We start from the raw sequence: 22967 nt of genomic DNA, 5'->3' as shown, positions 1-22967 counted from the left end.
TTGAGATGTTCCGTAAGCTTCTAGACGAAGGCCGTGCAGGTGAGAACATTGGTGCCCTACTACGTGGTACTAAGCGTGACGAAGTAGAGCGTGGTCAAGTACTAGCAGCTCCAGGCACAATCACTCCACACACCAAGTTCGAAGCAGAAGTATACGTACTGTCTAAAGATGAAGGTGGTCGTCACACGCCATTCTTCAAAGGCTACCGTCCACAGTTCTACTTCCGTACAACTGACGTAACTGGTGACATCCAGCTACCAGAAGGCGTAGAAATGGTAATGCCAGGTGACAACATCAAGATGGTAGTAGAGCTAATCTGCCCAATCGCGATGGATGAAGGTCTACGCTTCGCAATCCGTGAAGGTGGCCGTACAGTTGGTGCTGGTGTTGTAGCATCAATCGTAGAATAAGCTTTTACGCTTAAGAAAGAGGCGCCTTAGGGCGCCTTTTTTTATGCGTGAAAACCTAATCGGCTACCTTCACGGCCGTGAAGGGCGACGAGCGACCGAAGCACAGCTTTGCAGCGCTCGGAGGTGAAGGCATGGATGCCGACAGGAACCAAGCTTGATGGATGAATTCCTTGCAGGGTAGTGATACAGGTCGTTCTACCCTTACTCTCCACCGCCAATATAAACACCAAAGGCCACTTCAGCGGCCTTTTAAACACTCTTCTTTTATTATCTGTCACTATACTCACTTCTGAGTTTAAAACGCCCCATAGCTCTCTGTAGTGCGATCTTGTCGCGTTGGCGACGACAACCAAAGAGGGAGTGATTCGACTCCCTCTTTGGAAACTCCGCGAACCCGTAATTCGCCATTGCTTCCGAACTCAGGTTTTTGCTAACCGCTCCACTTAGGCTGCGACACGATTTAACGGCACTTCCCTGTGCCGGTAAATCTAGCTCGGCGTCGTGCCTCGCTGTCTTAGCCACGCTCCACAGCAAACGCCGATTTCTCCAGCGCGAATTTAAACGGGAAAGTCGATACCTGTAGGTCAGGTTTCAACCTGACAATTTTTGTCGGGTCGCCGACTACGACCAAAAGGAAATGTTTGTCCATTTCCTCTTGGGACACCTAGGACACCCCAACATTGCATCATTTCCTCAACGCTCTACGAGAAATGAACGTAACCAACAGGCACAGAACGTCCCTGCTCTGAGCCTGTTTTCGCCCGCTATCCATGTGGACGATCACTCTTCTCGTATCTCGTTTCGGATGCAATGTAAGGGGGATTTGGCTGATAGATAGGTGGTAAAATCACACAGTAGTACTGAATGGAAAAATGGCTGTAAGCTTCAATTCTTATTACTTCATTCGGTAAATTTAGTAGCTGTAATTGGAGATATTCGTTTTTTACTACGTTGATAGTATCTTAAAAAGTTGTTTTCATCTTCGTCTACTATTAATATTAGGGTTACTAAGTAACGCCACTATAGTTTTGAGTGTTCTTTACTTGTAAAATTAAGCTTATGTTTTTTAGGGAAGAAATGAGTACATTAGCCAAAGATTTAAAAGCTGCTGCAACAGCCAGCGATAGTTCAATGCTTCCATACTTTATATGCGTTGGCATCATTTCTTCAATTGTTACTCTTACAATTGCAATATTACGATTCATGAATCGGCGTCTTGAGATTAAAGTCCAACATAAAAAGAATTTGATGGATTACAGGGCGCAAATACATAAACAATGCTTAGAAGAAAAAGCTAAACGCTTTAAAGCTGTGCGACAGGAGGCTGAAGATGCAAAGTGATTTAATTACGATTATCTTGGTTACGTCTGCTATATGTGTATATGTGTTGCTTTTTGCTTGGTTGGCTTTGAATGCTAAAGAAAAGCTTGTGGAAAAGGTCGATAACTACCTAGGTTCAGATGCTCCAGACTGCATGAAAGAACAAGCGTTTTTTGTATTTGAATCGTGTAGTGATGCGTTTATGTTGCATCGTGTAGTGTTATCGATTCTGTTCAACGGAAAAGAGCGCCTTGATTCTGAAGAAGATCAATCAAGACGGAGAGAGTTTCTTAGGGAGTCAAGCATGCTTACTTCCGAAAATCGTAAATACCACAAAACTCTTATGGAAGAACTATTTAGAGTAATGGTAATTCGTTCCCCTATATTTTCTCTGATTTTAGCGTTAGTTACTGCGCTGCTAGCAGTTTTAGGTTTCATTCTGTTTAAGAGCTTTGATAAAACGACAGATAATTTGAGAGACGGAATTCGAAAGTCTTTTTACCCTCACTAAGATATATATTCAATGGAAGCCTCCCGATGGAGGCTTCTATCTATGAGAATTTTGGTTGGCTCTTTTTGCCAACAAACATTCTAAATAACGCTTTCGTGCTATGAAGCCTAAAGCCTTTACTCCACGACTGCCGTCATCCTTGAAATGCAACGCAAATCACCGATACTGTTGTAAACCTTTGCTTCCCACTTAGGTGAGCGGCTGCCCAATCGCGATGGACGAAGGTCTACGCTTCGCAATCCGTGAAGGTGGCCGTACAGTTGGTGCTGGTGTTGTAGCATCAATCGTAGAGTAATAGCTACTCTCGAGAAAAAGGTCGCTTAGGCGACCTTTTTTTATGCCTGAAATTCGGGTGTTGTTGTAGGTTAGGCTAAAGCCCAACCCACAGAAACAGATGTTGTAGGCAAAGCTTTAGCCTTGCAACCGGCAAAGGCGGTCATATTCCAGAGGCCAGAGCCTAGCCAAAACCGTGTTCCTTACCTGTCTATCTTACATGGTTAGGCTGAAGCCCAACCTACAGGGGGTGTTGTTGTAGGCAAGGCTTTAGCCTTGCAACTGCCAAAGGCGGTCAGATCCGAGAGGCCGGGGTTTAGCAGACAACCGTGCTGCTTAACTATTTCTCACACATGGTTAGGCTAAAGCCCAACCCACAGGGCCTGATGTTGTAGGCAAGGCTTCAGCCTTGCCACCGCCAAAGACGGTCACATTCCAGAGGCCAGTACCTAGCCACAACCGTGTTTTTTATATGTTTCTCACACATGGTTAGGCTAAAGCCCAACCTACAGGTCCTGATGTTGTAGGCAAGGCTTTAGCCTTGCAACTGGCAAAGGAGGCCACATTCCAAAGGTCAGTGCCTAGTCACAACCAATTATTCACAGCGTAGTGAGATTCAACTGTATCTGCGAATCTATACTCACTCATTCCTCTTGATATCATTGCGTCGCAATGAGAGCGTCTACCAGCTCAATGCTACCTCACCTATGATGTTGTCTACCGGAACGAAGCCCCAATAGCGGCTATCTAAGCTATTATCACGGTTATCTCCGAGCACAAAGTAGTGATTATCCGGCACTTTCCACTTTGATTTTCCTTGATAATATCGCTCAGTTCGTGGGGAGGCATGTTTGTTTAGCCAGATATTATAAGTGTGTTCCTCTATCGACTCTGAATAACCCTGATACGGCGGCTCGCTTATAGCGCCTTGCTCAATTTGATGCAGAGCTTGCAAAGGTGCACATTGAGCATCAAGCGTATCGCACGCGGGTTGAATGAATACTTGCTTGCCCTTCAGCGCTATCGTATCCCCGGGCAGGCCAACAACGCGACTTATGTAGTTGATACTGAGCTGCTCTGGGAACTGAAAGACAATAAGGTTACCTCGCTGAGGCCTTTTGGAAGGGGATTCTTTTTTTAGTTGAATGCCCGCTAAGCGGTGATTTTCATAACCGAGCTTATTTACCACCACTACGCTATTAGGCGTTAACGTAGGGCTCATCGAAGAGGATGGTGCAGCAAACAATTCAAAGGCATTGATTCGCGTAAACAATATAAGTACCAGAAATAGGATGAAACCTAACAGCGATATCCACCAGTTAGCATACCAACTACGGGGTTGGTTGCTGTCATAGTTTTTTGCGAGCCAAAGAGTGTGGATGAACATCAATATAAGTAATAAAAATGCGAGATCGATGTAGCTAGGTAAAAAAGGTGTCAGCTTGGGGCCTAATAGAGCGACCAGTGCAAAAAGGCCCAAATATGCGAAAAATAACCGTCCTCTATTAACATAAAGGAACGCGAAAGGTTGCATAAAAATACCTAAAATGACTGAAACCCAAGTATTTGGTTTCCATAGCTGTTTTTGAGTTGTCATACTTATCCTTGTATATCTTGTTCTCCATGGTGGGAGTCATGACTCTACAACAATTCCCATTAAAGGCCAAAGGTATGGTGTTTTTCCTGTTAGGTTGAAGCCCGGTGTTTCTATTCGCTATTTACTGAATACCTTAAACCTTATTTTCCGTGTATCCATGTCGATGCAGAGGGATTGGGCTGATACATTGATGCTTATAAAAAGAAATGAGCATATGGTTGTAGGTCAGGCTTTTAGCCTGACAGCGTTGATTTTTCTTTTGCTACCTTTAAAGCTCATGATTGCCTTTTTTATTAAACCTACCTACAACGCTAAATAGTGTTATCTTGTAGGGGAGTGAGGTAGTAACCTAAAGGGGAGCGATAACCCTCTTCTTTAGGAAGTTTCCTCCCCCGAGAAGCATTTATTTTCGCTCTTTATTCATGAGTAACATAAGTGTTATTGAGAAGTTAACGGCTTTGGTATGGCTAAAGCCTTGCCTATTTATTTTCAGACTGAAGTCTGACCTACAGGTGATCATCCCGCTTTAAAGCCCTGTGCCTTTTGAACGCTTCTCCACCACCGCAGCCGTCATCCTTGAAATACAGCACAAATCGCCAGCGCTGTTGTAAATTTTTATCTCCCACACTGATGAGCGGCCGCCTAGATGCACGGGCTTGGTCACGGCTTTAAGTGTGCCGGTGCGTGAGGCTTTAAGGTGGTTGGCGTTGATCTCCTGGCCGACGCAGTAGTATTTGCGGGTATCGACCACAAAATTGGCGGCGTAGCTGGCCACAGTTTCGGCTAATGCCACGTAAACGCCGCCATGAACAATGCCCATGGGGTTATATAATTCGTTGCTCACAGGGAGGCAGGCGACCAGGTAATCGTCGCCTATCTCTGTAATCTCAATGCCGAGTTTAGTCATTAAGGTGCCTTTTTCACCTACACCTAAATCAAGCTTTTTACATAAGGCTAAATCAATCTCTTGGGCCCAAATACTCATCTGTAATCCTTAAATAGCAACGCGGGTAAAGGTTTTAATTCGGTGTTCAGTGGCTAATGTATCGACATAGTTGAGTACATGCTCTGGAAAGGTTAAGCCTTTGACCACAGTGAGGTTGCGCAGAAAAGGAAACAACGCCACATCGGCCCAAGTAATATGTTCTGGGGTTTGCAGCCATGTTAACTCACTCAATGCGTGCTCCATCGTGGCGATGTCAGCGTCGCTATTGGCTAACACGCTATCGAAAGATTCGCCCAGGCGCTGCTCTTTCTTCTCGCGAAAATAGCTGATAGCGGTATCAATAGCGTATTCCGGCAGGGCCAGTTGCGGCCAACGCACAAAGGTCAGCCGTAAAAAGGTTTCAAGATGCTTTTCAACCCACTGCTGGGCTTGACTAAAGTGCTCTCCCTGTGACAGCTCCTTGTTGGCAAGAGTACAGAAATACTCGGCAATATCTAAGCTTTCGGCCATCGCGGTATCATCATCTTTGACCAAAATAGGCACTATTTTTTTACCCACTAACTGGTTGGGCGTGGCCTCGTCATCGTTGAGTAGGAAGCGCACATCCACCTCTAGCCCCAAGGCGCGTGCAACCAGTAATGACTTTATACAATAGGGGCAATGTTCAAATATAAACAGCTTCATAAAAAATACCTCAGAGCTTGCGAATTACTACCTTTTGGCCTTAGCTGTAACTAAACAATAGTTGCCGGACGAAAGCAAACTTTCGCCATTAGATCATCATGCAATATGAATCCGTTTACGAATTTTGGTTTACTCACAGCAGTCCACAGGATTGGTTTAAAAAAAGCGCCGACTTTGACGCCACAGTAAAAAAGCAATTTTTACCTACTTACGAGGCAGCGCGCCAAGGCGAGCTTTATTCTTGGCGAAAATCTGCTCGAGGCGCGTTATGTGAAATTATAGTGCTGGATCAGTTTCCTCGTAATATGTTCCGCGATACGGCCCAAGCGTTTGCAACCGATGCACTGGCTTTATGTTTGGCGCAGAATGCGGTGGAGAAAAAGTTTGCTTTAGAACTTGATGATACCGAGCGTAGTTTCTTATACATGCCCTATATGCACAGTGAGAGCCAGGCGATTCATGTGGTGGCAGAGCAGCTTTTTCGGCCCTTAAGTAACTATAAATATGAACTGGCTCACAAAGAAATCATTGACCGTTTTGGGCGTTATCCACATCGTAATGATATTCTCGGTCGGCAATCGAGCGACGCTGAGCAGGCGTTTTTGAATCAGCCTGGTAGCCGCTTTTAGTTAAGGGCTTTGTGCCCAGCGCTTCGCTTGTTCACGTTGTTCATAACGAAAGGATTTAACCTCTGCATGAATAAAGTGTGCGCCAAGGTGCTTGGCAAAGTCACCAAGCAACGAATTGGTGGCAATGGCTACTTTATTCACCTTTTGATGATGGTCGCGCACAAATTGCAGATGAGAGAGTAACGCGGCAAATGAGTCCCACCCCGGAAAGTGTTCAGTAGCAATAATGAGAGCATGTAGCTTTGCATGCTGTTCAATATAAGGGTCGATAATACGCACGGCTGCTGCAAAGTCTTCTGCTGTCAGCTGGCCTTGTGGTTCGAGTAGGGCGGTATTGTGTGTTTCGTTTATAGTGATATTGAGCATATATCCTCGCCAACGAGTTCATTGGATGCTCTATCAATATAGAATATTTACTTACAAGCGGTTGGTTATTGGTGCAAGGTTGTAGGTAGTGCGCTGAGGTTTAAAGTTTCACCTACGCAGCTTTGCAGCAAACTCTGAACTTGGTCTTTTTCGTTTTGCGAGTAGCGAAGGTCATATTTGCTCATGATGTAATTAAAGCGCTGAATGTACTGACAGCGGTAATCTTGATGCGGCGGCAACCATTGCCAAGGGCCTTTTGCGCCTTTGCTACGATTTAGGCCATCATCAACAGCAAGCAAATTCTCCATATCGTTGGCAAATTGTGCCTTTTGCGAACGACTCCAAGTGGCAGCACCGTGTTCATAGGCAAATTTAAGCGGCACAATATGGTCTATATCTAAGTCATCGTCATTGCGTAGTATCTGCCCCGAATAAGGGTCATGCCACTGGCCGCTGGTGACGGTGCAGCGCGCTTGAGTGGTGTAGCTTACATCACTGTGTGATTGGGCAATCAGCACTTCAGCACGGGCGTCTTGGCAGTCGTGATCGGTGTCTAACCAATGTGGCCAGTTATCCCGATGATAACTATTTTCTGATGTTTGTTTAGTGTAGTTCTTTGGTAAACGTCCACCGTCTGCTAGACAGCTTTCTAAGTTCGCATAGGGGGTAAAAGATTGAGTGCGTTGATAATGAGCCGAATCTTCAGGGTGACAAAGGCCGCTGCGCGACATCTTGACCGTATCGGCTTTGCACGCACCTATCGTCAGTGCCGAAATAAGTAAAAGGAACGCTGAAAATACACCTTGGCGAGTCATCTAACTGCTTAATAACATGACTAAAACAGCGCTACTTTAAAGCATTGTCGCGCATTCGTCACCTATCACTTTATGAGTATGAGGTGAGGTTGCATATGAACAAAAGCGAAGTTGCATTAATTAAGGTTGCAACGGTCAGCAAATTCCCTGATTTTATTTGCGATTTTCATTTAACTGTATATACTCACAGTTAAATGTACTGTATGGAAACCCAGTTGTATGCGCCCATTAACTAAACGCCAATCGCAAATTCTTGAGCTGATTAAAGTCTTTATTAAAGATACCGGCATGCCGCCGACGCGTGCAGAAATTGCACAAACACTGGGGTTTCGCAGTGCTAACGCCGCAGAAGAACATCTTAAGGCGTTGGCTAAGAAAGGCGTAATCAAAATGAAGCCTGGCGCGAGTCGAGGTATTCAATTGGTCGAGGAAGAAGAACCCGAACAATTGGGCCTGCCTTTAATTGGCCGCGTTGCTGCGGGCGAGCCCATTCTTGCCCAACAGCATATAGAGAGTCACTGCCAGATAGACCCACTGTTGTTCAAGCCTGCTGCAGATTATTTGCTGCGCGTAAATGGCATGAGTATGAAAGATATCGGCATTATGGATGGTGACTTATTAGCGGTACATCGCACTCAAGTGGCTGAAAACGGCCAAGTGGTGGTCGCGCGGGTTGATGAAGATGTCACCGTGAAGCGCTTAGAAAAAGCTGGGCGTAAGGTTCTGCTGCATGCAGAGAATGAAGAATTCACACCTATTGAAGTCGATTTAGAGAACGAATCCTTTAATATTGAAGGCTTAGCTGTAGGTGTGATCCGAAACGCCGACTGGATGTAATTAAATTTACTTATTTTGCCTCTAATAGGTCTGTTATTAGGGGCTTTCCCCATGTTCCCTCCTTAGCCACAGTGCTTTCTAACAGCTTGAATCTACCTGTTAATTTATTAATAAAACGTAAACAAAAATAGTGTATTAACTTGCTATTAGCTCAATCTTTGACTAATTGGTTATATTACAGGCTTTGCTGGTCGGTTTTTCAACAGTTTATTTAGGGTCAAAGTTGTCGACTGGTAAAAGCATAATAATAACGAAGATTGGGTATTAAGCTGTAACCGCCTCTTCCTTGCATTGCGCAACAATAAGGAGATGGTACACATGAAGAAGCTGAGCTCCCTCATGTTGCTATGTCTGTTATTCCCTCAATTGGTGTCCGCGAATAGCAAGTACAACTTGCGCCAAGGGGTAACTGACATTAGCGAAAATGTTTACCAACTACACATGACCATATTTATTATATGCTGTGTGATTGGTGTGGTTGTTTTCGCGGTGATGTTTTGGGCGCTGCTCAAACACCGCAAGTCAAAAGGGGTCACCCCCGCTACCTTTCATGAAAGCACCAAAGTAGAAATACTTTGGACAGCGATTCCATTTGTTATTCTTATAGCTATGGCTGTTCCGGCCACCAAAACCCTGATTGCTATGGAGGATACAACAAAGGCCGATATCACCATTAAGGTGACTGGTTCACAATGGAAATGGCACTACGAGTATATGGGTCACGATGTGGGCTTCTACTCACTGCTGTCAACGCCTCAAGAGCAAATCAAAAATGCGCAAAATAAGGGCGACAATTACCTCCTCGAAGTAGATAAACCCTTGGTTATTCCCACTAATCAAAAAGTACGTTTTTTAATGACCTCAGATGACGTCATTCACTCTTGGTGGGTGCCCGATTTTGCAGTAAAGAAAGACGCTAACCCTGGGTTTATCAACGAAGCTTGGACACGCGTAAACGAACCGGGTACGTATCGCGGCCAGTGCGCCGAGTTATGCGGTAAAGACCACGGCTTTATGCCGGTGGTCGTAGAAGCAAAACCCCCTGAAGAGTTTGACGCTTGGCTGGCAGAGCAGAAACAAGCGAAGCAAGCTCAGGCGCAGGCCGATGCTGAGCTGCTAGAACAAATCCTCTCTGAAGATGAGCTAATGGCATCGGGCGAGCAAGTGTACATCACGCGCTGTGCAGCTTGTCATCAGCCTACGGGGCTCGGTTTACCTGGAGTCTTCCCCGCCATTAAAGGCAGTCCAATAGCCACCGGCGATATTAACGACCATATCGATATTGTGGTGCACGGTAAGCCAGGGACTGCGATGCAGGCATTTGTCGGTCAACTTACGCTTAAAGAGTTGGCTGCGGTGGTTACTTACCAACGCAATGCCTTTGGTAATGAAACCGGTGACATCGTTCAACCAAGCGTGATTCAGGCCTATATTGATGGGGAGGAACAATGAGTACAGCAGCTGCAACACATGAACATCACGGGCCTGCAACCGGAATAAAACGCTGGCTTTTTACTACTAACCACAAAGACATCGGCACCTTGTACTTATTATTTTCGTTGTTGATGTTTTTAACCGGTGGCGCCATGGCAATGGTGATCCGAGCCGAGCTATTCCAACCAGGACTTCAGCTGGTTGACCCTCATTTTTTCAACCAAATGACCACAGTACATGGTTTGATTATGGTCTTCGGCGCCGTGATGCCTGCCTTTACGGGCTTAGCTAACTGGATGATCCCCATGATGATTGGCGCGCCAGATATGGCTTTGCCGCGAATGAATAACTGGAGCTTTTGGATTCTGCCATTCGCTTTTGCCATCCTATTGCTGTCGCTGTTTATGGAAGGCGGCGGTCCGGCCTTTGGGTGGACCTTCTATGCGCCCTTATCGACCACCTACAGCAACGACAATACTGCCCTGTTTGTATTTGCCATTCACATTATGGGGATAAGCTCCATCATGGGGGCCATTAATGTCATTGTCACCATCGTTAATATGCGTGCTCCAGGGATGAAGTGGATGAAATTACCGCTATTTGTGTGGACCTGGTTGATCACTGCGTTTTTATTAATTGCAGTGATGCCGGTGTTGGCGGGTGCGGTGACCATGGTGCTCACTGATAAGTATTTTGGCACTGATTTCTTCAATGCCGCCGGTGGTGGCGACCCTGTGATGTTCCAGCATATCTTTTGGTTCTTTGGTCACCCGGAAGTGTACATTATGATTTTGCCAGCGTTTGGCATTATCTCCACCATAGTTCCTACCTTTTCACGCAAAAAACTGTTCGGCTATTCGTCCATGGTATATGCCACGGCCTCCATCGCCTTGCTGTCTTTTGTGGTGTGGGCCCACCATATGTTTACCACTGGTATGCCATTGGCCGGGGAATTGTTCTTTATGTACTCGACCATGTTGATATCGGTGCCAACGGGAGTAAAAGTATTTAACTGGGTAGCCACTATGTGGCGCGGTGCCATCAGCTTTGAAATACCAATGATGTTTGCTATAGCCTTTATTGTGTTGTTTACCCTCGGGGGCTTCTCAGGATTGATGTTGGCAATTACCCCAGTGGATTTCCAGTACCATGACACCTACTTCGTGGTGGCGCACTTCCATTATGTTTTAGTGACCGGGGCGGTGTTCTCGATTATGGCCGCTGCTTATTACTGGCTGCCAAAATGGACTGGGCACATGTATAGCACCACGTTAGCGAAATGGCATTTCTGGCTGTCGTTAGTCAGCGTTAATGTGCTGTTCTTCCCCATGCATTTTGTAGGTTTGGCGGGTATGCCACGACGTATTCCAGACTATGCGCTGCAGTTTGCTGATTTTAACGCCATTATCAGTATTGGTGGTTTCGCCTTTGGACTCTCTCAACTGCTGTTCGTTGCCGTGGTGTTCAAGTGCATCAAGGCTGGAGAGCAAGCACCAGCGAAAGTGTGGGATAGCGCAGAAGGCTTGGAGTGGGAGGTAGCATCTCCGGCACCCTACCACACCTTTGAAACGCCACCTAAGGTGCAGTAATGAACCACGCACCGTTATTAAAGAAACTAGTCATCAGCGTCATCGGCATGTTTGCGTTCGCCTTTGCCTTGGTGCCGCTTTACGACGTGTTCTGCGAAGTAACAGGGCTTAATGGTAAGCCCTCACTCGAACAGGCGCAGCAAAGCGAGCATGTGGATGACTCTCGCGAAGTGACGGTGAGCTTTACAACCCATGCGCAAAGTGGTGCCCCCTTTGAAGTGTTAGCGCAAAAGCAAGAAGTGGTGGTGAAACCCGGGGCGATGACAGTGGTGACATTCGCCGCAGCGAATACCAGTGGTGAGCCGCGAGTCATGCAGGCTATTCCATCTGTTTCTCCAGGGCTCGCAGCCAAGTATTTACACAAATTGGCGTGTTTTTGCTTTGACCAGCAGCCGCTACAAGCCAATGAACGGCTTGAATACCAATTGCGCTTTTATGTCGACCCTGCGTTGCCGCAGGAGTATGAGGAATTAACGCTGTCTTACACCCTCTTTGATATCAGCGCTAAGCGACAAGACTTACTCGCAGCGCAAGCGCGATAAACCGAGCGAGGTTAACGAAATGAGTAATCAATACGAAAAATATTATGTTCCGGAGCAAAGCCCCTGGCCGATAGTGGGGGCTGTTGCGTTGTTTTTTATCGCTGTGGGCGCGGGTCTTAGCGTTATGCAGTTAGAGCAAGGCGGTGGCTCTGGTACCTATTGGCTTATTGCTGGTATTGCAGTGCTGGTGTACATGCTGGTGGGATGGTTTCGCAATGTGATTAATGAATCACAAAGTGGCTTGTATTCGGCGCAAATGGATCGTTCTTTTAAACAAGGAATGAGCTGGTTCATTTTCTCAGAAGTCATGTTCTTTGGCGCTTTTTTTGGGGCACTATTTTATGCCCGTATGTTGGCTGTACCTTGGCTTGGTGGTGAGGGTAATAACTTGATGACCAACGAAGTGTTATGGCCTGAATTTAGCGCCTCATGGCCGCTAGAGTTAACACCAGGCGGTGATACAACTCAGGCGATGGGATGGCAAGGTTTGCCGCTAATTAATACCATTATTTTGCTAGTTTCTTCGGTGACTTTACAGTTTGCGCATACTGCAATTGAGAAAGACAACCGTAAACAGCTTACGGTGTTTCTTGCCCTGACGGTGATACTCGGCGCGGTATTTCTGTTTCTTCAAGGTGAAGAATACATTCACGCATATCAGGATCTAGGCCTTAAGTTAGACTCGGGTATTTATGGCAATACCTTCTTCTTGCTCACAGGCTTCCACGGTATGCATGTCACCTTAGGGGCGATCATGCTTACCGTGGTACTCATTCGCGTAATCAAAGGGCACTTTAGCAGTGAAAAGCACTTCGCATTTCAGGCTGCGGCTTGGTATTGGCACTTTGTTGATGTGGTGTGGTTGTGTCTATTCGTATTTGTGTATGTGTTGTGATCGGAGAAGGGTTAAAGCGCAGCAAGCCAGCTTGCTGTGCGAGCAGAATAATAATCAGGACGATGGCGCACAAGGCAACACGTTTGCCTAAGTAGTGCGACATCGGCACCTTGGAGTCAGACTTCAGCATAGCCAACATGGCACGGAATAAGGTGTATATGACAAAAAGTAGCAGCGCAACAATAATAATTTTTATAAGCACAGTGCAGTTTTCCTCTAATTGGTGTGCGAGTGAATACTCATAAGCTTAGCGCATTTTTGTGGAGTAGCATTGTCGTGTTAGTAGTAAGTACTTGTGTAGGCTTGGGTTTCTGGCAGTTAGATCGTGCCGAGCAAAAGCAAGAGCGCGAGCAGCTATTACAGCAATGGGCCAGTAAAGGGCGCATTCCTTTTACCCAAGCTCAGCGCCTGATCAATTCAGATGTTGATGCTACAGGTATGCAAACCGCAGTGTCTGGTCGTGTGCTACAGCACTACTGGTTGCTTGATAACCAGGTTTATCAAGGCCGGGTTGGCTACGACGTATTGGTGCTGGTTATGCCTCAAGGAGCTAGTCGGTGGCTACTGGTCAACCTTGGCTTCATTGTTGCGCCAACAACACGTGAGCAACTGCCTCAGTTGCAGCTACCGACACAGATAACGCTTGATGATGTGCTCATTAAAGAAGGCCCGTTAGGGTCAATTACCTTGGCGCAAAGCTCACCATCAATGGGTTGGCCTAAGCGTGTACAGCAAATCGACATAACACAAATCGCGAATCAAGCGAGAGTCCCCGTTTATAATTTTATGGCGTATGCGCAAACGCCTTCGCCGTTAGTTGCTACCGAGCCACATTACCAGCCTGTGACCATGCCTGCAGAAAAGCATATAGCCTATGCATGGCAGTGGTTTCTCATCGCCTTAGCGGCGTTATTGATTGCGCTTACCGCCTTTTGGCGTGCAAGGAGAGGGTATGACAAATCGTAAACCATTAGTGATTTTTATTGCTTGTTTCATTATTCCCGTTGTTGCGGCTATTGCCGTTCTTAAAAGTGGCTGGCTACCAGCAAGTACCAGTAATAACGGCACTTTAATGAGTGAGCAGGTGGAACTTGAACAGTGGGGCCAATACCCCGTGTCGCCCTGGACTATCGCGCTAGTGAACCAAGCTGATTGTGGCCCTTGCCAAGCTCAGTGGCAAGACATGCAGTCGCTCTATGTAGCGCTCGGGAAAAACCAAAGTAAGGTGCGCATGGCAGTACTAGGGGAGAGGCCACGCAGCGCCGAGGTACCCGAGGTGTTGCATGTGGATTCAGTGCCCAGTGCATTAAAAGCAGGTCATCTGTACTTGATAGATCGCCATGGTTTGGTGGTATTGGAATATGACTACGCTGAGCAGGAGCAGCAAAATCGACTTATCCATAAAGGATTACTAAAAGACATTAAAAAACTACTTAACTATTCTCGCAGCAGCTAACGAGGCCAGTATGACAAAAAATTATAAAACTCTGGTGTTATGCACTGCCATTCTCGCAGTGTTGGTGGTGGGCTTGGGCGCTTATACACGTTTAAGTGATGCAGGGCTTGGGTGCCCGGATTGGCCCGGTTGTTATGGCTTTCTCACCGTACCCGATCAAGCCCATGAAATACAAAAAGTGCAGCAGCACTTTCCTGGTGCGCAGGTAGATCAAGGTAAAGCCCTCAAAGAGATGGTGCATCGCTATTTTGCCGGCGGCCTAGGCTTATTGATCCTAGCTTTAGCAGTGTATGCATTACGCCATGCAAAGTTGCCCCATGTCCCGTTGCGTCTACCAATGGTGTTGTTGTTACTGGTTATTTTCCAAGCCTTACTGGGCATGTGGACGGTGACCATGAATTTACAACCTTTGGTGGTGATGGGGCATCTTCTTGGTGGCTTTTCCATTGCTAGCTTACTGTGGTTACTTTACCTACGAACCCATTCTCAGCCCGTATTTGGTGGCGACCCCGGAGCGCGAGCAAGTCTAGGTTGGAGCCTGTCCGCGTTAGTTGTGGTGGTGATACAGATTGCCTTAGGGGGATGGCTCGCGGCAAATTATGCAGCCACACATTGTATTGGTTTCCCGATGTGTGCGGGCAGTGAGGCGTTCTCACTCAGTAGTGTTTTCCAGCTACCTACCGAGCACAGTAATTATGAGTTTGGGGTGTTGTCGTTCGAATCGCGTATGTCTATTCATCTATTGCATCGCTTTGGCGCACTCATTACCGCCGTGGTGTTGCTCAGTGCCATGTGGCAGGTATTTCGCAGTGCGCAATCACAGATGATTAAACAGGCGTGTGGCTGGGTTGTGGCGGCCTTAGTGGCGCAAATAAGTTTAGGTATCGCGTTAGTACAGATGAGTATTCCGTTAAATGTGGCACTTGCCCATAACTTGATGGCGCTATTGCTATTACTGACCTTAGTGCGGTTGTGTTATCTACAAAAATCAAAAAGTTAATAAGGGAGCAGGCTATGAGCAAAGCGATTTATTGGCAGTACGGAGATAGTAAAGACACCACATGGCGTGATTATTTAGCCATGTGCAAAGCGAAGGTTGTGCTGATGTTGGTATTAACCGCTTGGGTTGGCGTAGCTTTAGCTCCCGACATGGGGCGCAGTTGGCTATTACAAGCTGTGAGCTTACTGGGTATTGGCTTATTATCAGCAGCCGCAGCGGTGATTAACCATATTGTGGACCGAGAAATTGATATGAAAATGGCTCGCACTCGCCATCGCCCGGTGGCCCGTGGCAGAGTGAGTGAGCGCAATGGCTTTATGTTTGCAGCACTGATTGGTGGGCTTGGGTTTGCTGCTTTGGTTAGCGCTGCTAACTGGCTGTGTGCCATTTTGACGCTGATGGCACTGGTGGGTTACGCAGTTGTATATACATTATTTCTAAAGCGGGCAACGCCTCAAAATATTGTTATCGGGGGGCTTGCAGGGGCGATGCCTCCTTTGCTTGGTTGGGTTAGTGAAACGGGTCAACTTGCTGCAGCACCATGGCTCTTGGTGATGATCATTTTTACTTGGACCCCTCCGCATTTTTGGGCTTTAGCTATTGCTAGAGAGGCAGATTATCGTCGAGCGAATGTGCCTATGCTACCTGTGACGCACGGTATCGATTTTTGTAAGACATGTGTATTGGCGTATACCGTGATTCTCGCCTTAGTGTGCATCTTGCCCTATTTAATTGGTATGTCAGGGCTATTTTACTTGTTATCAGCAGTTATTCTTAATGGTGTGTTTATTGCCTACGCTTGGCGTTTAAAGCGCGAACAGGACCATCGCAGTGCAATGGCCGTTTTTAAGTTTTCAATTGTGCATTTAATGGTACTCTTTGTCGCATTGTTCATAGATAAGTGGATGTTTTATGTGGCGTAAATTAGGCGCGGCCGCGCTATTTTCTGTTCTGCTACAAGGGTGTTCAAAGCCGACATTAGAGGTTGATGCGCTGGTGTATGAGCCAGCCAAAGTCGTGAAGCCATTTAAGCTGAAAAATCAACACGGCAACGATGTCGGCGTTGATGATTTAAAATCGCAGTGGGATTTGCTGTTTTTAGGTTACACCAGTTGCCCTGATGTGTGTCCCATGACCTTGGCAAAGCTCCGGCAGGTAGAAAAAAAGCTTGCCATGGAAGATATAAACGTTTGGTTTATATCAGTAGATCCTAATCGCGATACTGCACAAAAGCGTCTACAGTATATTAATTACTTTAATCCTAATTATCAGGCCGTGTCGGGACCGCACAAGGCGCTTTACCCCTTTGTCCAGAATTTAGGGCTAATTTATGCAGTGACTGAAGAGCAAACAGGAGACTATTTAGTGGACCACAGTGCCTCGGTGGCACTGGTCGATCCGCATGGGAAAATACGGGCTATCTTCAAACCTGAATTTAAAGCTGGCAGTGTACCAACCATTAATACAGACACCATGATCAAGGACCTTAAATCTATACTCAGCTACTACGGTGGCTGAGCCAGTACCAGCGTGTCCCCCTTCGGTTGTCTATACATAGGCAACCAATTCACCTAACTCTCTATTTATTTAAAGATTTTTTTACAAAATTCGCTGGCAATCTAACTAACTAGGTCTAAGCTTTTGATATGAGAAATGTTAAATGCTCAAGCATAATTTATGTTTAGGTTGCCTAACGAATTAACCATTTCACAAGTTGAAAATTTACAGGCAGAGCTACTGAAGCAGCTCCAGCAGGGCAGTGATCTATGTTTGGATATGAGCGATGTAACTCGCGCCGATACTGCCTGTATTCAGCTTTTGTGTGCGTTACAAAAAGCATTACAACTTGGCGATCACAGCATTACATGGGAAGGCTCGAGTGAAGCGCTCATAAACGCTTGTCAAAGCTTGGGTGTAGCCAATTATTTAGCGCTAAATGGAAACTAAATTAGGGGTGGGTATGACGAAGATTCTAGCCGTGGATGACTCAGCTTCAATGCGTCAAATGGTGAGCTTTACCTTGAAAAAGGCAGGTTATGAAGTCACTGAAGCGAAAGATGGCAGTGAAGCGTTAGCGATCGCCAAAAAGGATAAGTTCGATGCCGTGATTTCAGACGTCAATATGCCGGTTATGGATGGCATCACCTTGATTCGAGAGCTAAGAACCTTAGGTGACTACAAATTTACCCCTTTGCTTATGCTTACTACCGAATCCGGGCTAGATAAAAAGTCTGAGGGCAAGGCTGCGGGGGCCACCGGCTGGATAGTTAAACCCTTTAATCCAGACCAACTACTTGCAGTAATGAAAAAAGTAATTCGCTAAGGCTGCGCGGCTATGAGTATCGATCTCAGCCAATTTTTCGAAGTTTTCTTTGAGGAGAGTTTCGAGGGCCTTGATGCCATGGAGAGTGAGCTGTTAAATCTTACTCCAGGCGAAGCCGATAGCGAAACGCTCAATACCATCTTCCGCGCAGCCCACTCAATCAAAGGCGGCAGTGGTACTTTTGGGTTCACTTCAGTGTCCGATTTTACCCACGTTTTAGAAACCTTGCTGGACCAAATACGCCAAGGTCAGCGTCAACTTGAAGCACAGCACGTAAACCTGCTATTGCGTTCGGTCGACTGCTTGCGAGAGATGTTGCAGGCACTGCAAAGCGAACAAGAGCCAGAGCTAGACACTGCCAAGGAGCTACAGCAACAATTTGAGGAAATTCTCGGTCTAAGTGAAGGGGAAGTGGCGGCCAACGAAAACGAAGCGAGCGCTTCACCGTCGCAGCAAGCAGAAACTAACACCTATCAAATTTTATTTAAACCGCACCATCATTTATTCAAAACAGGCAATGAACCCCTATTTATGCTCAGTGACTTGGGTGATCTCGGATCCATTGAAGTTGAAGCTGATTTATCCGCCATCCCTGAAATTCAGAATCTACAGGGTGATGAATGCTTCATGTCTTGGAAAGTATTTTTGCAAACTGAAGCAACACAAGAGCAAATTAAGGAAGTGTTTGAGTGGGTAGAAGATGATGCTGATATCGATATTAGTCTGTGCGGAGGTTTGTTCTCAGAGCAGGAATCATCCGCGCCGACTGAACCACTGGAGCACGATGATGCTGCACAGCAATCAAGTGAAAACGAACCGGTGGCCCAAGCGACTCAAGCACCGGCAAGTAAAGGCAAAGCAAATAAAGCTAAATCTAATGAGTCGACTTCCATCCGTGTTGGCATAGATAAAATTGACTCGTTAATCAATATGGTGGGTGAACTGGTTATTACGCAATCCATGCTCAGCCAACTGGGTGAGCAGGAAGTGACCGAAAATACCCTGGCTGCGCTGCAGGAAGGGCTTGCACAGTTAGCGCATAATACCCGCGATTTACAAGAAAATGTCATGCGTATTCGCATGCTGCCAATTAGCTTTGTATTCAGCCGATTCCCACGTTTAGTGCGAGATATTTCGCAAAAACTCGGTAAGCAGGTGGAGTTAAAAATTCTTGGCGAGGGTACCGAGCTTGATAAAACAGTGATGGAGAAGATCTCTGACCCCATGGTGCATTTAGTGCGCAATTCGTTAGATCACGGCCTAGAGACGCCAGAACAGCGTAAACAAAGTGGTAAACCTGAAATTGGCACGGTGACACTCAACGCCTTTCACCAAGGCGGCAATATTGTGATTGAAATAATGGACGATGGCCGAGGCCTAAATACCGAAAAAATCAGAGAAAAAGCCATCGCTAATGGCCTAATCGATGGCAATGAAGAGCTCAGTGACGACGACATTAACGAGCTCATTTTCGAACCTGGGTTCTCCACAGCCGACGAAGTGAGTGACATCTCCGGGCGCGGTGTCGGGATGGATGTGGTGCGCCAGAACATTAGCTCCTTAAGCGGTTCTATCGAAGTGGTGTCGACACCCGGTACGGGGTCAACTTTTACCATCCGTTTGCCACTAACGCTCGCTATTTTAGATGGTCAACTGGTCCGCATTGCCGAACATACCTATATTGTGCCGCTCATTACCATCGTTGAGTCATTACAAATTGATACGAATAAGGTCAGCCGGGTCGGCAAAAGCTTGGAGGTACTGCGGCTGCGTGATGAATATATTCCCATTTTACGGTTATACCAATTGTTCAATCATCATGATGCCATTACCGAACTTGATAAAGCTCTTCTGGTCGTGGTCGAGTGTGATAACCAAAAAGTGGGCCTGCTGGTGGACGACTTACTGGCGCAACAGCAAGTGGTAATAAAAAGTTTAGAGGCGAACTATCAGAAGGTTGATGGTGTTTCCGGTGCAACTATTCTCGGAGATGGGCGGGTATCGCTGATCGTTGATATTGCCGGGTTAACCAAAATGGCCGGTTTGAAAAAGCCAGGTGCACAAGAGGCACTCATTGATGCTGCAGCCCTGCATGAGGAGCAGGTATGAAAGTAGAAGGCATTAACGAACATATTATCTTGCAGAATAATCAGGGTCACATTCAGCAATACCTGACATTCATGATGGCTGACGAAGAGTACGGCATGGATATCCTGAGTGTACAAGAAATACGTGGTTGGGAGGAAATAACCGCGATTCCTAATGCCCCAGATTATATCAAAGGGGTCATTAACCTCAGAGGAACTATCGTACCGATCATTGACTTGCGTTTGCGCTTTGGGATTGAGCCACAGCCTTACGGGCCACTGACGGTCGTCATCGTGGTTAAAGAGCAAGTAAGAGAGAAAACTAAGGTAATGGGCTTGGTGGTTGACGCTGTGTCCGATGTTTACGCAATTAATCAACAGGATGCGAAAGGGATCCCGGAATTTAACGATTCAAGCGACAACGAACTGGTGGAGCGACTCGTTAATGTAGGGGAAACCATGGTCATTCTTCTGGATTTGCCAAAAATACTCGATTGTTAATGGCGAACAAGTACTAACAGGGTGGAAAAGCATGGGCTGGTTTACTAAGGAATCAAACACTTCAAATGAAGACACAATGCTATTAAAGGCATTAAACAGGTCTCAAGCAGTGATCGAATTCACCCCATCGGGGAATATCTTAACCGCTAATGATAACTTCCTGCGCGTGATGGGTTATAACCTTGAAGAAATCCAAGGCCAACATCACCGATTATTTGTCGACGCCAAGGAGGCTTCAAGCCCCGAATATAAACGTTTTTGGCAGCGTTTAAGCGCCGGCGAATATATTAGCGATGAGTTTCGGCGTGTAGACAAATCTGGAGAAGATATCTGGATCCAAGCATCGTATAACCCCGTTATGAATCAGCAGGGTGAGGTCGTTAAGGTGGTCAAGTTTGCCACCGATATTACCGAATCTAAGCTCAAGCGAGCCGAGCTAGAAGGACGAGCAAAAGCGATATCACGGGCGCAGGCGGTGATAGAGTTTGAGTTAGATGGCACCATTATCACTGCCAATGATAACTTCTTATCAACCTTGGGCTACCGCTTGGAAGAGATTAAAGGCCAGCATCATCGCATGTTTGTCGCCCCTGAGGAGGCGGCAAGCCCTGAGTATACTGTTTTTTGGCAGCGCTTAAGCCAAGGTGAGTATAATTCAGGACAATACAAACGTATCGGTAAGAATGGCGCAGAAATATGGATCCAAGCATCCTACAACCCTATTTTTGATATGAATGGTGACCCTGTAAAGGTAGTGAAATATGCCATTGATATCACCGAGCAGCGCCAACAAGAACGACAAGCACGGGAGTCAGCGCGCCTAGCAAGTGCATTAAAGGTTTGCCAAGCCAATGTCATGATGGCTGACAACGACCTTAATATTGTGTTTGTTAACGAACAAGTCAAAGCCATGCTGCGCAATCGCGAGAAACAAATTCAATCAGCATTGCCTAACTTTAAAGTGGATGACTTGATAGGAACGTGCGTGGATGACTTCCATGCTAAACCGTCGCACCAGCGGGCAATGCTGGCAAAACTTGATGAACCCTACAACACTAACCTTAAACTTGCCGGGCTGACTTTCAACCTAATAGCAACGCCTTGGGTTGACGAAGATGGCAAGCGTCTAGGGACCATTGTTGAATGGCAGGATATGACCGAAGAGCTTGCTCGAGAGGAGAAACAAAAACAGGCAGCACGAGAGAACCTACGTGTACGCCGTGCCTTAGATAATGTCTCGACCAATACCATGATTGCCGACAATGACCATAATATCGTGTATTTGAACGAGGCGGTGGTCAACATGATGCGCAATGCTGAGCGAGACTTACGCAAAGACTTACCCAACTTCGACAGTAACAACTTACTTGGTCAAAACATTGATGTATTTCATAAAAACCCAGCGCATCAACGCTCAATGTTAGAGAAACTCTCTACCACCTACAGTACAGAGATTGTCGTCGGTGGGCGGACCTTCGGATTAGTTGCCAATCCAATATTAACCGAGGAAGGTGAGCGTGCGGGGACCGTAGTCGAGTGGGACGATCGCACCGCCGAGGTCTCTATTGAAAAAGAAATTAATGACTTAGTAGGCGCTGCTCGCCGAGGGGAGTTGAATGCTCGCGTGAGTTTAGATGGCAAAGATGACTTCTTCCTGCGTTTATCTAAAGGCCTCAACCAACTGGTAGAGGTAGTGGATGAAGCAGTGGATGAAACGGCCACTATGCTGGATTCATTAGCTCATGGTGATTTAACTAAGCGTATTGATAGTGACTTCCAGGGAGCCTTCGAAAAGCTCAAGCGTGATGCCAACAGTACCGCTGATAAGCTCACCGAGATGATTGAGAAGATCACCAGCTCAGCCAACTTGGTGGCAACGGGAGCGGAGGAAATCTCACAAGGTAACACCGACTTAAGCCAGCGTACCGAGGAACAAGCTTCATCGTTGGAAGAAACCGCATCGAGTATGGAAGAGATGACCAGCACGGTGAAGCAAAATGCCGATAATGCCAAGGTTGCCAGTGAGCTTGCAGAGAAAACATGCGACAAAGCCAAGCAAGGTGGCGACGTGGTTAATCGTGCTGTCTCAGGCATGGCAGAGATTAACGAAGCGAGTAAGAAAATTGCCGACATTATTGGTGTTATTGATGAGATTGCTTTTCAAACCAACCTGCTTGCACTTAATGCCGCCGTGGAAGCGGCGCGAGCTGGTGAGCAAGGTCGCGGCTTTGCGGTGGTTGCCGGTGAAGTGCGTAACTTAGCACAACGCTCAGCGGGTGCGGCCAAAGAAATTAAGGAGCTTATCCGTGACAGTGTCGGCAAGGTTGAGGATGGCACCGTATTAGTGAATGAATCAGGTGCAACGTTGCAGGACATTGTTGAGTCGGTGCAAAAAGTAACGCAAATGATCTCTGATATTTCAGAAGCCTCAATTGAGCAAAGTTCAGGTATTGAACAAGTAAATAAAGCCGTGGCGCAAATGGATGAGATGACTCAACAAAATGCAGCCTTGGTTGAACAAGCCTCTGCTGCTAGCGAATCGATGGCGGAGCAGGCCAATAGTATGCGCCAGCTACTGAGTTTTTTCTCCATCAATATGCAAGCAGCTCTTCCGGATATGAGTACCAGCCCGAGTAATGCTGTGAAACGTTTGAACGGAGCTAAAACGCAAGCAAATAAATCACCTGCCCCCTCAGGGAATAACTTTGTTGATGATGGAGACGAGTGGGAAGAATTTTAATAGCGTAGTGGC

The 22967-nt window shown here is 46.5% G+C and carries 24 protein-coding genes and 1 pseudogene; 19 read left to right on the top strand and 6 right to left on the bottom strand.

Translation table 11 applies throughout. The features are described 5' to 3' along the window. From tuf to MHM94_RS13680, 3 genes and pseudogenes are all read left to right on the top strand, one after another. Positions 1 to 410 (top strand): annotated as a pseudogene (gene tuf, locus MHM94_RS13690) (elongation factor Tu); the annotation flags it as partial. 1077 nt (positions 411 to 1487) lie between these two features. Then, entirely contained in the window at positions 1488 to 1751 is a 264-nt protein-coding gene (locus MHM94_RS13685) for a hypothetical protein (RefSeq protein ID WP_235419444.1), read from the top strand. Next, positions 1741 to 2241 (top strand): hypothetical protein, encoded by a 501-nt coding sequence (locus MHM94_RS13680; protein ID WP_235419445.1) that lies wholly within the window; start codon positions 1741 to 1743, stop codon positions 2239 to 2241. The genes MHM94_RS13685 and MHM94_RS13680 overlap by 11 nt, the downstream gene beginning before the upstream one ends. Before the next feature lie 955 nt (positions 2242 to 3196). On the opposite strand, the gene lepB is transcribed toward MHM94_RS13680, so the two are convergent. The 3 genes from lepB to grxB form a co-directional block, all read right to left on the bottom strand. Next, the gene (gene lepB, locus MHM94_RS13675) at positions 3197 to 4111 is read right to left on the bottom strand and encodes a signal peptidase I (protein WP_235419446.1); all 915 of its coding nucleotides are present in this window, start codon (positions 4109 to 4111) and stop codon (positions 3197 to 3199) included. A gap of 526 nt (positions 4112 to 4637) precedes the next feature. Next, positions 4638 to 5096 carry a hotdog fold thioesterase gene (locus MHM94_RS13670; protein ID WP_053909958.1) on the bottom strand — a complete coding sequence of 153 codons (459 nt, stop codon included), beginning with the start codon at positions 5094 to 5096 and terminating at the stop codon, positions 4638 to 4640. Between the two features lie 9 nt (positions 5097 to 5105). Next, positions 5106 to 5741 (bottom strand): glutaredoxin 2, encoded by a 636-nt coding sequence (gene grxB / locus MHM94_RS13665; RefSeq protein WP_235419447.1) that lies wholly within the window; start codon positions 5739 to 5741, stop codon positions 5106 to 5108. A gap of 98 nt (positions 5742 to 5839) precedes the next feature. Here grxB and MHM94_RS13660 point away from each other — a divergent pair, with 98 nt between their 5' ends. Further along, positions 5840 to 6370: a DUF924 family protein gene (locus tag MHM94_RS13660; RefSeq protein ID WP_022943696.1), complete on the top strand. Its 531-nt coding sequence runs from the start codon at positions 5840 to 5842 to the stop codon at positions 6368 to 6370. Here MHM94_RS13660 and MHM94_RS13655 read toward each other — a convergent pair whose 3' ends face one another. Both MHM94_RS13655 and MHM94_RS13650 read right to left on the bottom strand, forming a co-directional pair. After that, positions 6371 to 6736, bottom strand: coding sequence for an STAS/SEC14 domain-containing protein (locus tag MHM94_RS13655; protein ID WP_235419448.1), 366 nt, complete (start codon positions 6734 to 6736; stop codon positions 6371 to 6373). A 65-nt stretch (positions 6737 to 6801) separates the two neighbouring features. Next, positions 6802 to 7551, bottom strand: a complete 750-nt coding sequence (locus tag MHM94_RS13650; protein ID WP_235419449.1) for an HNH endonuclease family protein — start codon at positions 7549 to 7551, stop codon at positions 6802 to 6804. A gap of 219 nt (positions 7552 to 7770) precedes the next feature. On the opposite strand from MHM94_RS13650, the gene lexA reads away from it, so the two are divergent. The 5 genes from lexA to MHM94_RS13625 all read left to right on the top strand — a co-directional run bounded on the left by lexA (position 7771) and on the right by MHM94_RS13625 (position 12848). After that, the gene (lexA, locus tag MHM94_RS13645) at positions 7771 to 8388 is read left to right on the top strand and encodes a transcriptional repressor LexA (protein WP_022943698.1); all 618 of its coding nucleotides are present in this window, start codon (positions 7771 to 7773) and stop codon (positions 8386 to 8388) included. Positions 8389 to 8706: 318 nt separating this feature from the next. Beyond that, entirely contained in the window at positions 8707 to 9840 is a 1134-nt protein-coding gene (coxB, locus tag MHM94_RS13640) for a cytochrome c oxidase subunit II (protein WP_022943699.1), read from the top strand. After that, entirely contained in the window at positions 9837 to 11411 is a 1575-nt protein-coding gene (ctaD, locus tag MHM94_RS13635) for a cytochrome c oxidase subunit I (RefSeq protein ID WP_235419450.1), read from the top strand. The genes coxB and ctaD overlap by 4 nt, the downstream gene beginning before the upstream one ends. After that, a complete protein-coding gene (locus MHM94_RS13630) occupies positions 11411 to 11953 on the top strand; it encodes a cytochrome c oxidase assembly protein (protein ID WP_022943701.1) in 543 nt (180 codons plus the stop codon). The genes ctaD and MHM94_RS13630 overlap by 1 nt, the downstream gene beginning before the upstream one ends. Positions 11954 to 11972: 19 nt before the next feature. Then, positions 11973 to 12848, top strand: a complete 876-nt coding sequence (locus MHM94_RS13625) for a cytochrome c oxidase subunit 3 (protein WP_045979080.1) — start codon at positions 11973 to 11975, stop codon at positions 12846 to 12848. Here MHM94_RS13625 and MHM94_RS13620 read toward each other — a convergent pair. Beyond that, a complete protein-coding gene (locus MHM94_RS13620; RefSeq protein WP_081604362.1) occupies positions 12748 to 13050 on the bottom strand; it encodes a DUF2909 domain-containing protein in 303 nt (100 codons plus the stop codon). The two genes, MHM94_RS13625 and MHM94_RS13620, sit on opposite strands and share 101 nt — an antisense overlap. A gap of 29 nt (positions 13051 to 13079) precedes the next feature. Between MHM94_RS13620 and MHM94_RS13615 the strand changes: the two genes are divergently transcribed. The 10 genes from MHM94_RS13615 (at position 13080) to MHM94_RS13570 (ending at position 22955) form a co-directional block, all read left to right on the top strand. Then, the gene (locus MHM94_RS13615) at positions 13080 to 13814 is read left to right on the top strand and encodes an SURF1 family protein (protein ID WP_022943703.1); all 735 of its coding nucleotides are present in this window, start codon (positions 13080 to 13082) and stop codon (positions 13812 to 13814) included. Then, positions 13801 to 14304, top strand: a complete 504-nt coding sequence (locus MHM94_RS13610) for a transmembrane cytochrome oxidase associated protein (RefSeq protein ID WP_152441319.1) — start codon at positions 13801 to 13803, stop codon at positions 14302 to 14304. The genes MHM94_RS13615 and MHM94_RS13610 overlap by 14 nt, the downstream gene beginning before the upstream one ends. Positions 14305 to 14314: 10 nt before the next feature. Beyond that, positions 14315 to 15304, top strand: coding sequence for a COX15/CtaA family protein (locus MHM94_RS13605; protein WP_022943705.1), 990 nt, complete (start codon positions 14315 to 14317; stop codon positions 15302 to 15304). Between the two features lie 14 nt (positions 15305 to 15318). Continuing rightward, positions 15319 to 16227 carry a heme o synthase gene (cyoE, locus tag MHM94_RS13600; RefSeq protein ID WP_053909944.1) on the top strand — a complete coding sequence of 303 codons (909 nt, stop codon included), beginning with the start codon at positions 15319 to 15321 and terminating at the stop codon, positions 16225 to 16227. After that, the gene (locus MHM94_RS13595) at positions 16217 to 16822 is read left to right on the top strand and encodes an SCO family protein (protein ID WP_235419451.1); all 606 of its coding nucleotides are present in this window, start codon (positions 16217 to 16219) and stop codon (positions 16820 to 16822) included. The genes cyoE and MHM94_RS13595 overlap by 11 nt, the downstream gene beginning before the upstream one ends. A 159-nt stretch (positions 16823 to 16981) precedes the next feature. Next, positions 16982 to 17251, top strand: coding sequence for an STAS domain-containing protein (locus tag MHM94_RS13590; RefSeq protein WP_022943708.1), 270 nt, complete (start codon positions 16982 to 16984; stop codon positions 17249 to 17251). A 13-nt stretch (positions 17252 to 17264) separates the two neighbouring features. Then, entirely contained in the window at positions 17265 to 17627 is a 363-nt protein-coding gene (locus MHM94_RS13585; RefSeq protein WP_026110938.1) for a response regulator, read from the top strand. 12 nt (positions 17628 to 17639) lie between these two features. Further along, positions 17640 to 19736 carry a chemotaxis protein CheA gene (locus MHM94_RS13580; protein ID WP_235419452.1) on the top strand — a complete coding sequence of 699 codons (2097 nt, stop codon included), beginning with the start codon at positions 17640 to 17642 and terminating at the stop codon, positions 19734 to 19736. Further along, positions 19733 to 20215 carry a chemotaxis protein CheW gene (locus tag MHM94_RS13575; RefSeq protein WP_022943711.1) on the top strand — a complete coding sequence of 161 codons (483 nt, stop codon included), beginning with the start codon at positions 19733 to 19735 and terminating at the stop codon, positions 20213 to 20215. Before MHM94_RS13580 ends, MHM94_RS13575 begins: the two co-directional genes overlap by 4 nt. A gap of 31 nt (positions 20216 to 20246) precedes the next feature. Then, positions 20247 to 22955 carry a methyl-accepting chemotaxis protein gene (locus tag MHM94_RS13570; RefSeq protein ID WP_235419453.1) on the top strand — a complete coding sequence of 903 codons (2709 nt, stop codon included), beginning with the start codon at positions 20247 to 20249 and terminating at the stop codon, positions 22953 to 22955. Positions 22956 to 22967: the final 12 nt, after the last annotated feature.

This window comes from Pseudoalteromonas sp. CNAT2-18.1, assembly GCF_022347865.1.
Classification (GTDB): domain Bacteria; phylum Pseudomonadota; class Gammaproteobacteria; order Enterobacterales; family Alteromonadaceae; genus Pseudoalteromonas; species Pseudoalteromonas ruthenica.
The sequence above is the reverse complement of the archived record's forward strand: the minus strand, read 5'-3'. Positions and strand labels throughout refer to the sequence as shown.

Bases quoted from the DNA above. Each gene is read 5' to 3' on its own strand.
- MHM94_RS13685 (WP_235419444.1), top strand. From the start codon at position 1,488: ATGAGTACATTAGCCAAAGATTTAAAAGCTGCTGCAACAGCCAGCGAT.
- MHM94_RS13680 (WP_235419445.1), top strand. From the start codon at position 1,741: ATGCAAAGTGATTTAATTACGATTATCTTGGTTACGTCTGCTATATGT.
- lepB (WP_235419446.1), bottom strand. From the start codon at position 4,111: ATGACAACTCAAAAACAGCTATGGAAACCAAATACTTGGGTTTCAGTC.
- MHM94_RS13670 (WP_053909958.1), bottom strand. From the start codon at position 5,096: ATGAGTATTTGGGCCCAAGAGATTGATTTAGCCTTATGTAAAAAGCTT.
- grxB (WP_235419447.1), bottom strand. From the start codon at position 5,741: ATGAAGCTGTTTATATTTGAACATTGCCCCTATTGTATAAAGTCATTA.
- MHM94_RS13660 (WP_022943696.1), top strand. From the start codon at position 5,840: ATGCAATATGAATCCGTTTACGAATTTTGGTTTACTCACAGCAGTCCA.
- MHM94_RS13655 (WP_235419448.1), bottom strand. From the start codon at position 6,736: ATGCTCAATATCACTATAAACGAAACACACAATACCGCCCTACTCGAA.
- MHM94_RS13650 (WP_235419449.1), bottom strand. From the start codon at position 7,551: ATGACTCGCCAAGGTGTATTTTCAGCGTTCCTTTTACTTATTTCGGCA.
- lexA (WP_022943698.1), top strand. From the start codon at position 7,771: ATGCGCCCATTAACTAAACGCCAATCGCAAATTCTTGAGCTGATTAAA.
- coxB (WP_022943699.1), top strand. From the start codon at position 8,707: ATGAAGAAGCTGAGCTCCCTCATGTTGCTATGTCTGTTATTCCCTCAA.
- ctaD (WP_235419450.1), top strand. From the start codon at position 9,837: ATGAGTACAGCAGCTGCAACACATGAACATCACGGGCCTGCAACCGGA.
- MHM94_RS13630 (WP_022943701.1), top strand. From the start codon at position 11,411: ATGAACCACGCACCGTTATTAAAGAAACTAGTCATCAGCGTCATCGGC.
- MHM94_RS13625 (WP_045979080.1), top strand. From the start codon at position 11,973: ATGAGTAATCAATACGAAAAATATTATGTTCCGGAGCAAAGCCCCTGG.
- MHM94_RS13610 (WP_152441319.1), top strand. From the start codon at position 13,801: ATGACAAATCGTAAACCATTAGTGATTTTTATTGCTTGTTTCATTATT.
- MHM94_RS13605 (WP_022943705.1), top strand. From the start codon at position 14,315: ATGACAAAAAATTATAAAACTCTGGTGTTATGCACTGCCATTCTCGCA.
- cyoE (WP_053909944.1), top strand. From the start codon at position 15,319: ATGAGCAAAGCGATTTATTGGCAGTACGGAGATAGTAAAGACACCACA.
- MHM94_RS13595 (WP_235419451.1), top strand. From the start codon at position 16,217: ATGTGGCGTAAATTAGGCGCGGCCGCGCTATTTTCTGTTCTGCTACAA.
- MHM94_RS13590 (WP_022943708.1), top strand. From the start codon at position 16,982: ATGTTTAGGTTGCCTAACGAATTAACCATTTCACAAGTTGAAAATTTA.
- MHM94_RS13585 (WP_026110938.1), top strand. From the start codon at position 17,265: ATGACGAAGATTCTAGCCGTGGATGACTCAGCTTCAATGCGTCAAATG.
- MHM94_RS13580 (WP_235419452.1), top strand. From the start codon at position 17,640: ATGAGTATCGATCTCAGCCAATTTTTCGAAGTTTTCTTTGAGGAGAGT.
- MHM94_RS13575 (WP_022943711.1), top strand. From the start codon at position 19,733: ATGAAAGTAGAAGGCATTAACGAACATATTATCTTGCAGAATAATCAG.
- MHM94_RS13570 (WP_235419453.1), top strand. From the start codon at position 20,247: ATGGGCTGGTTTACTAAGGAATCAAACACTTCAAATGAAGACACAATG.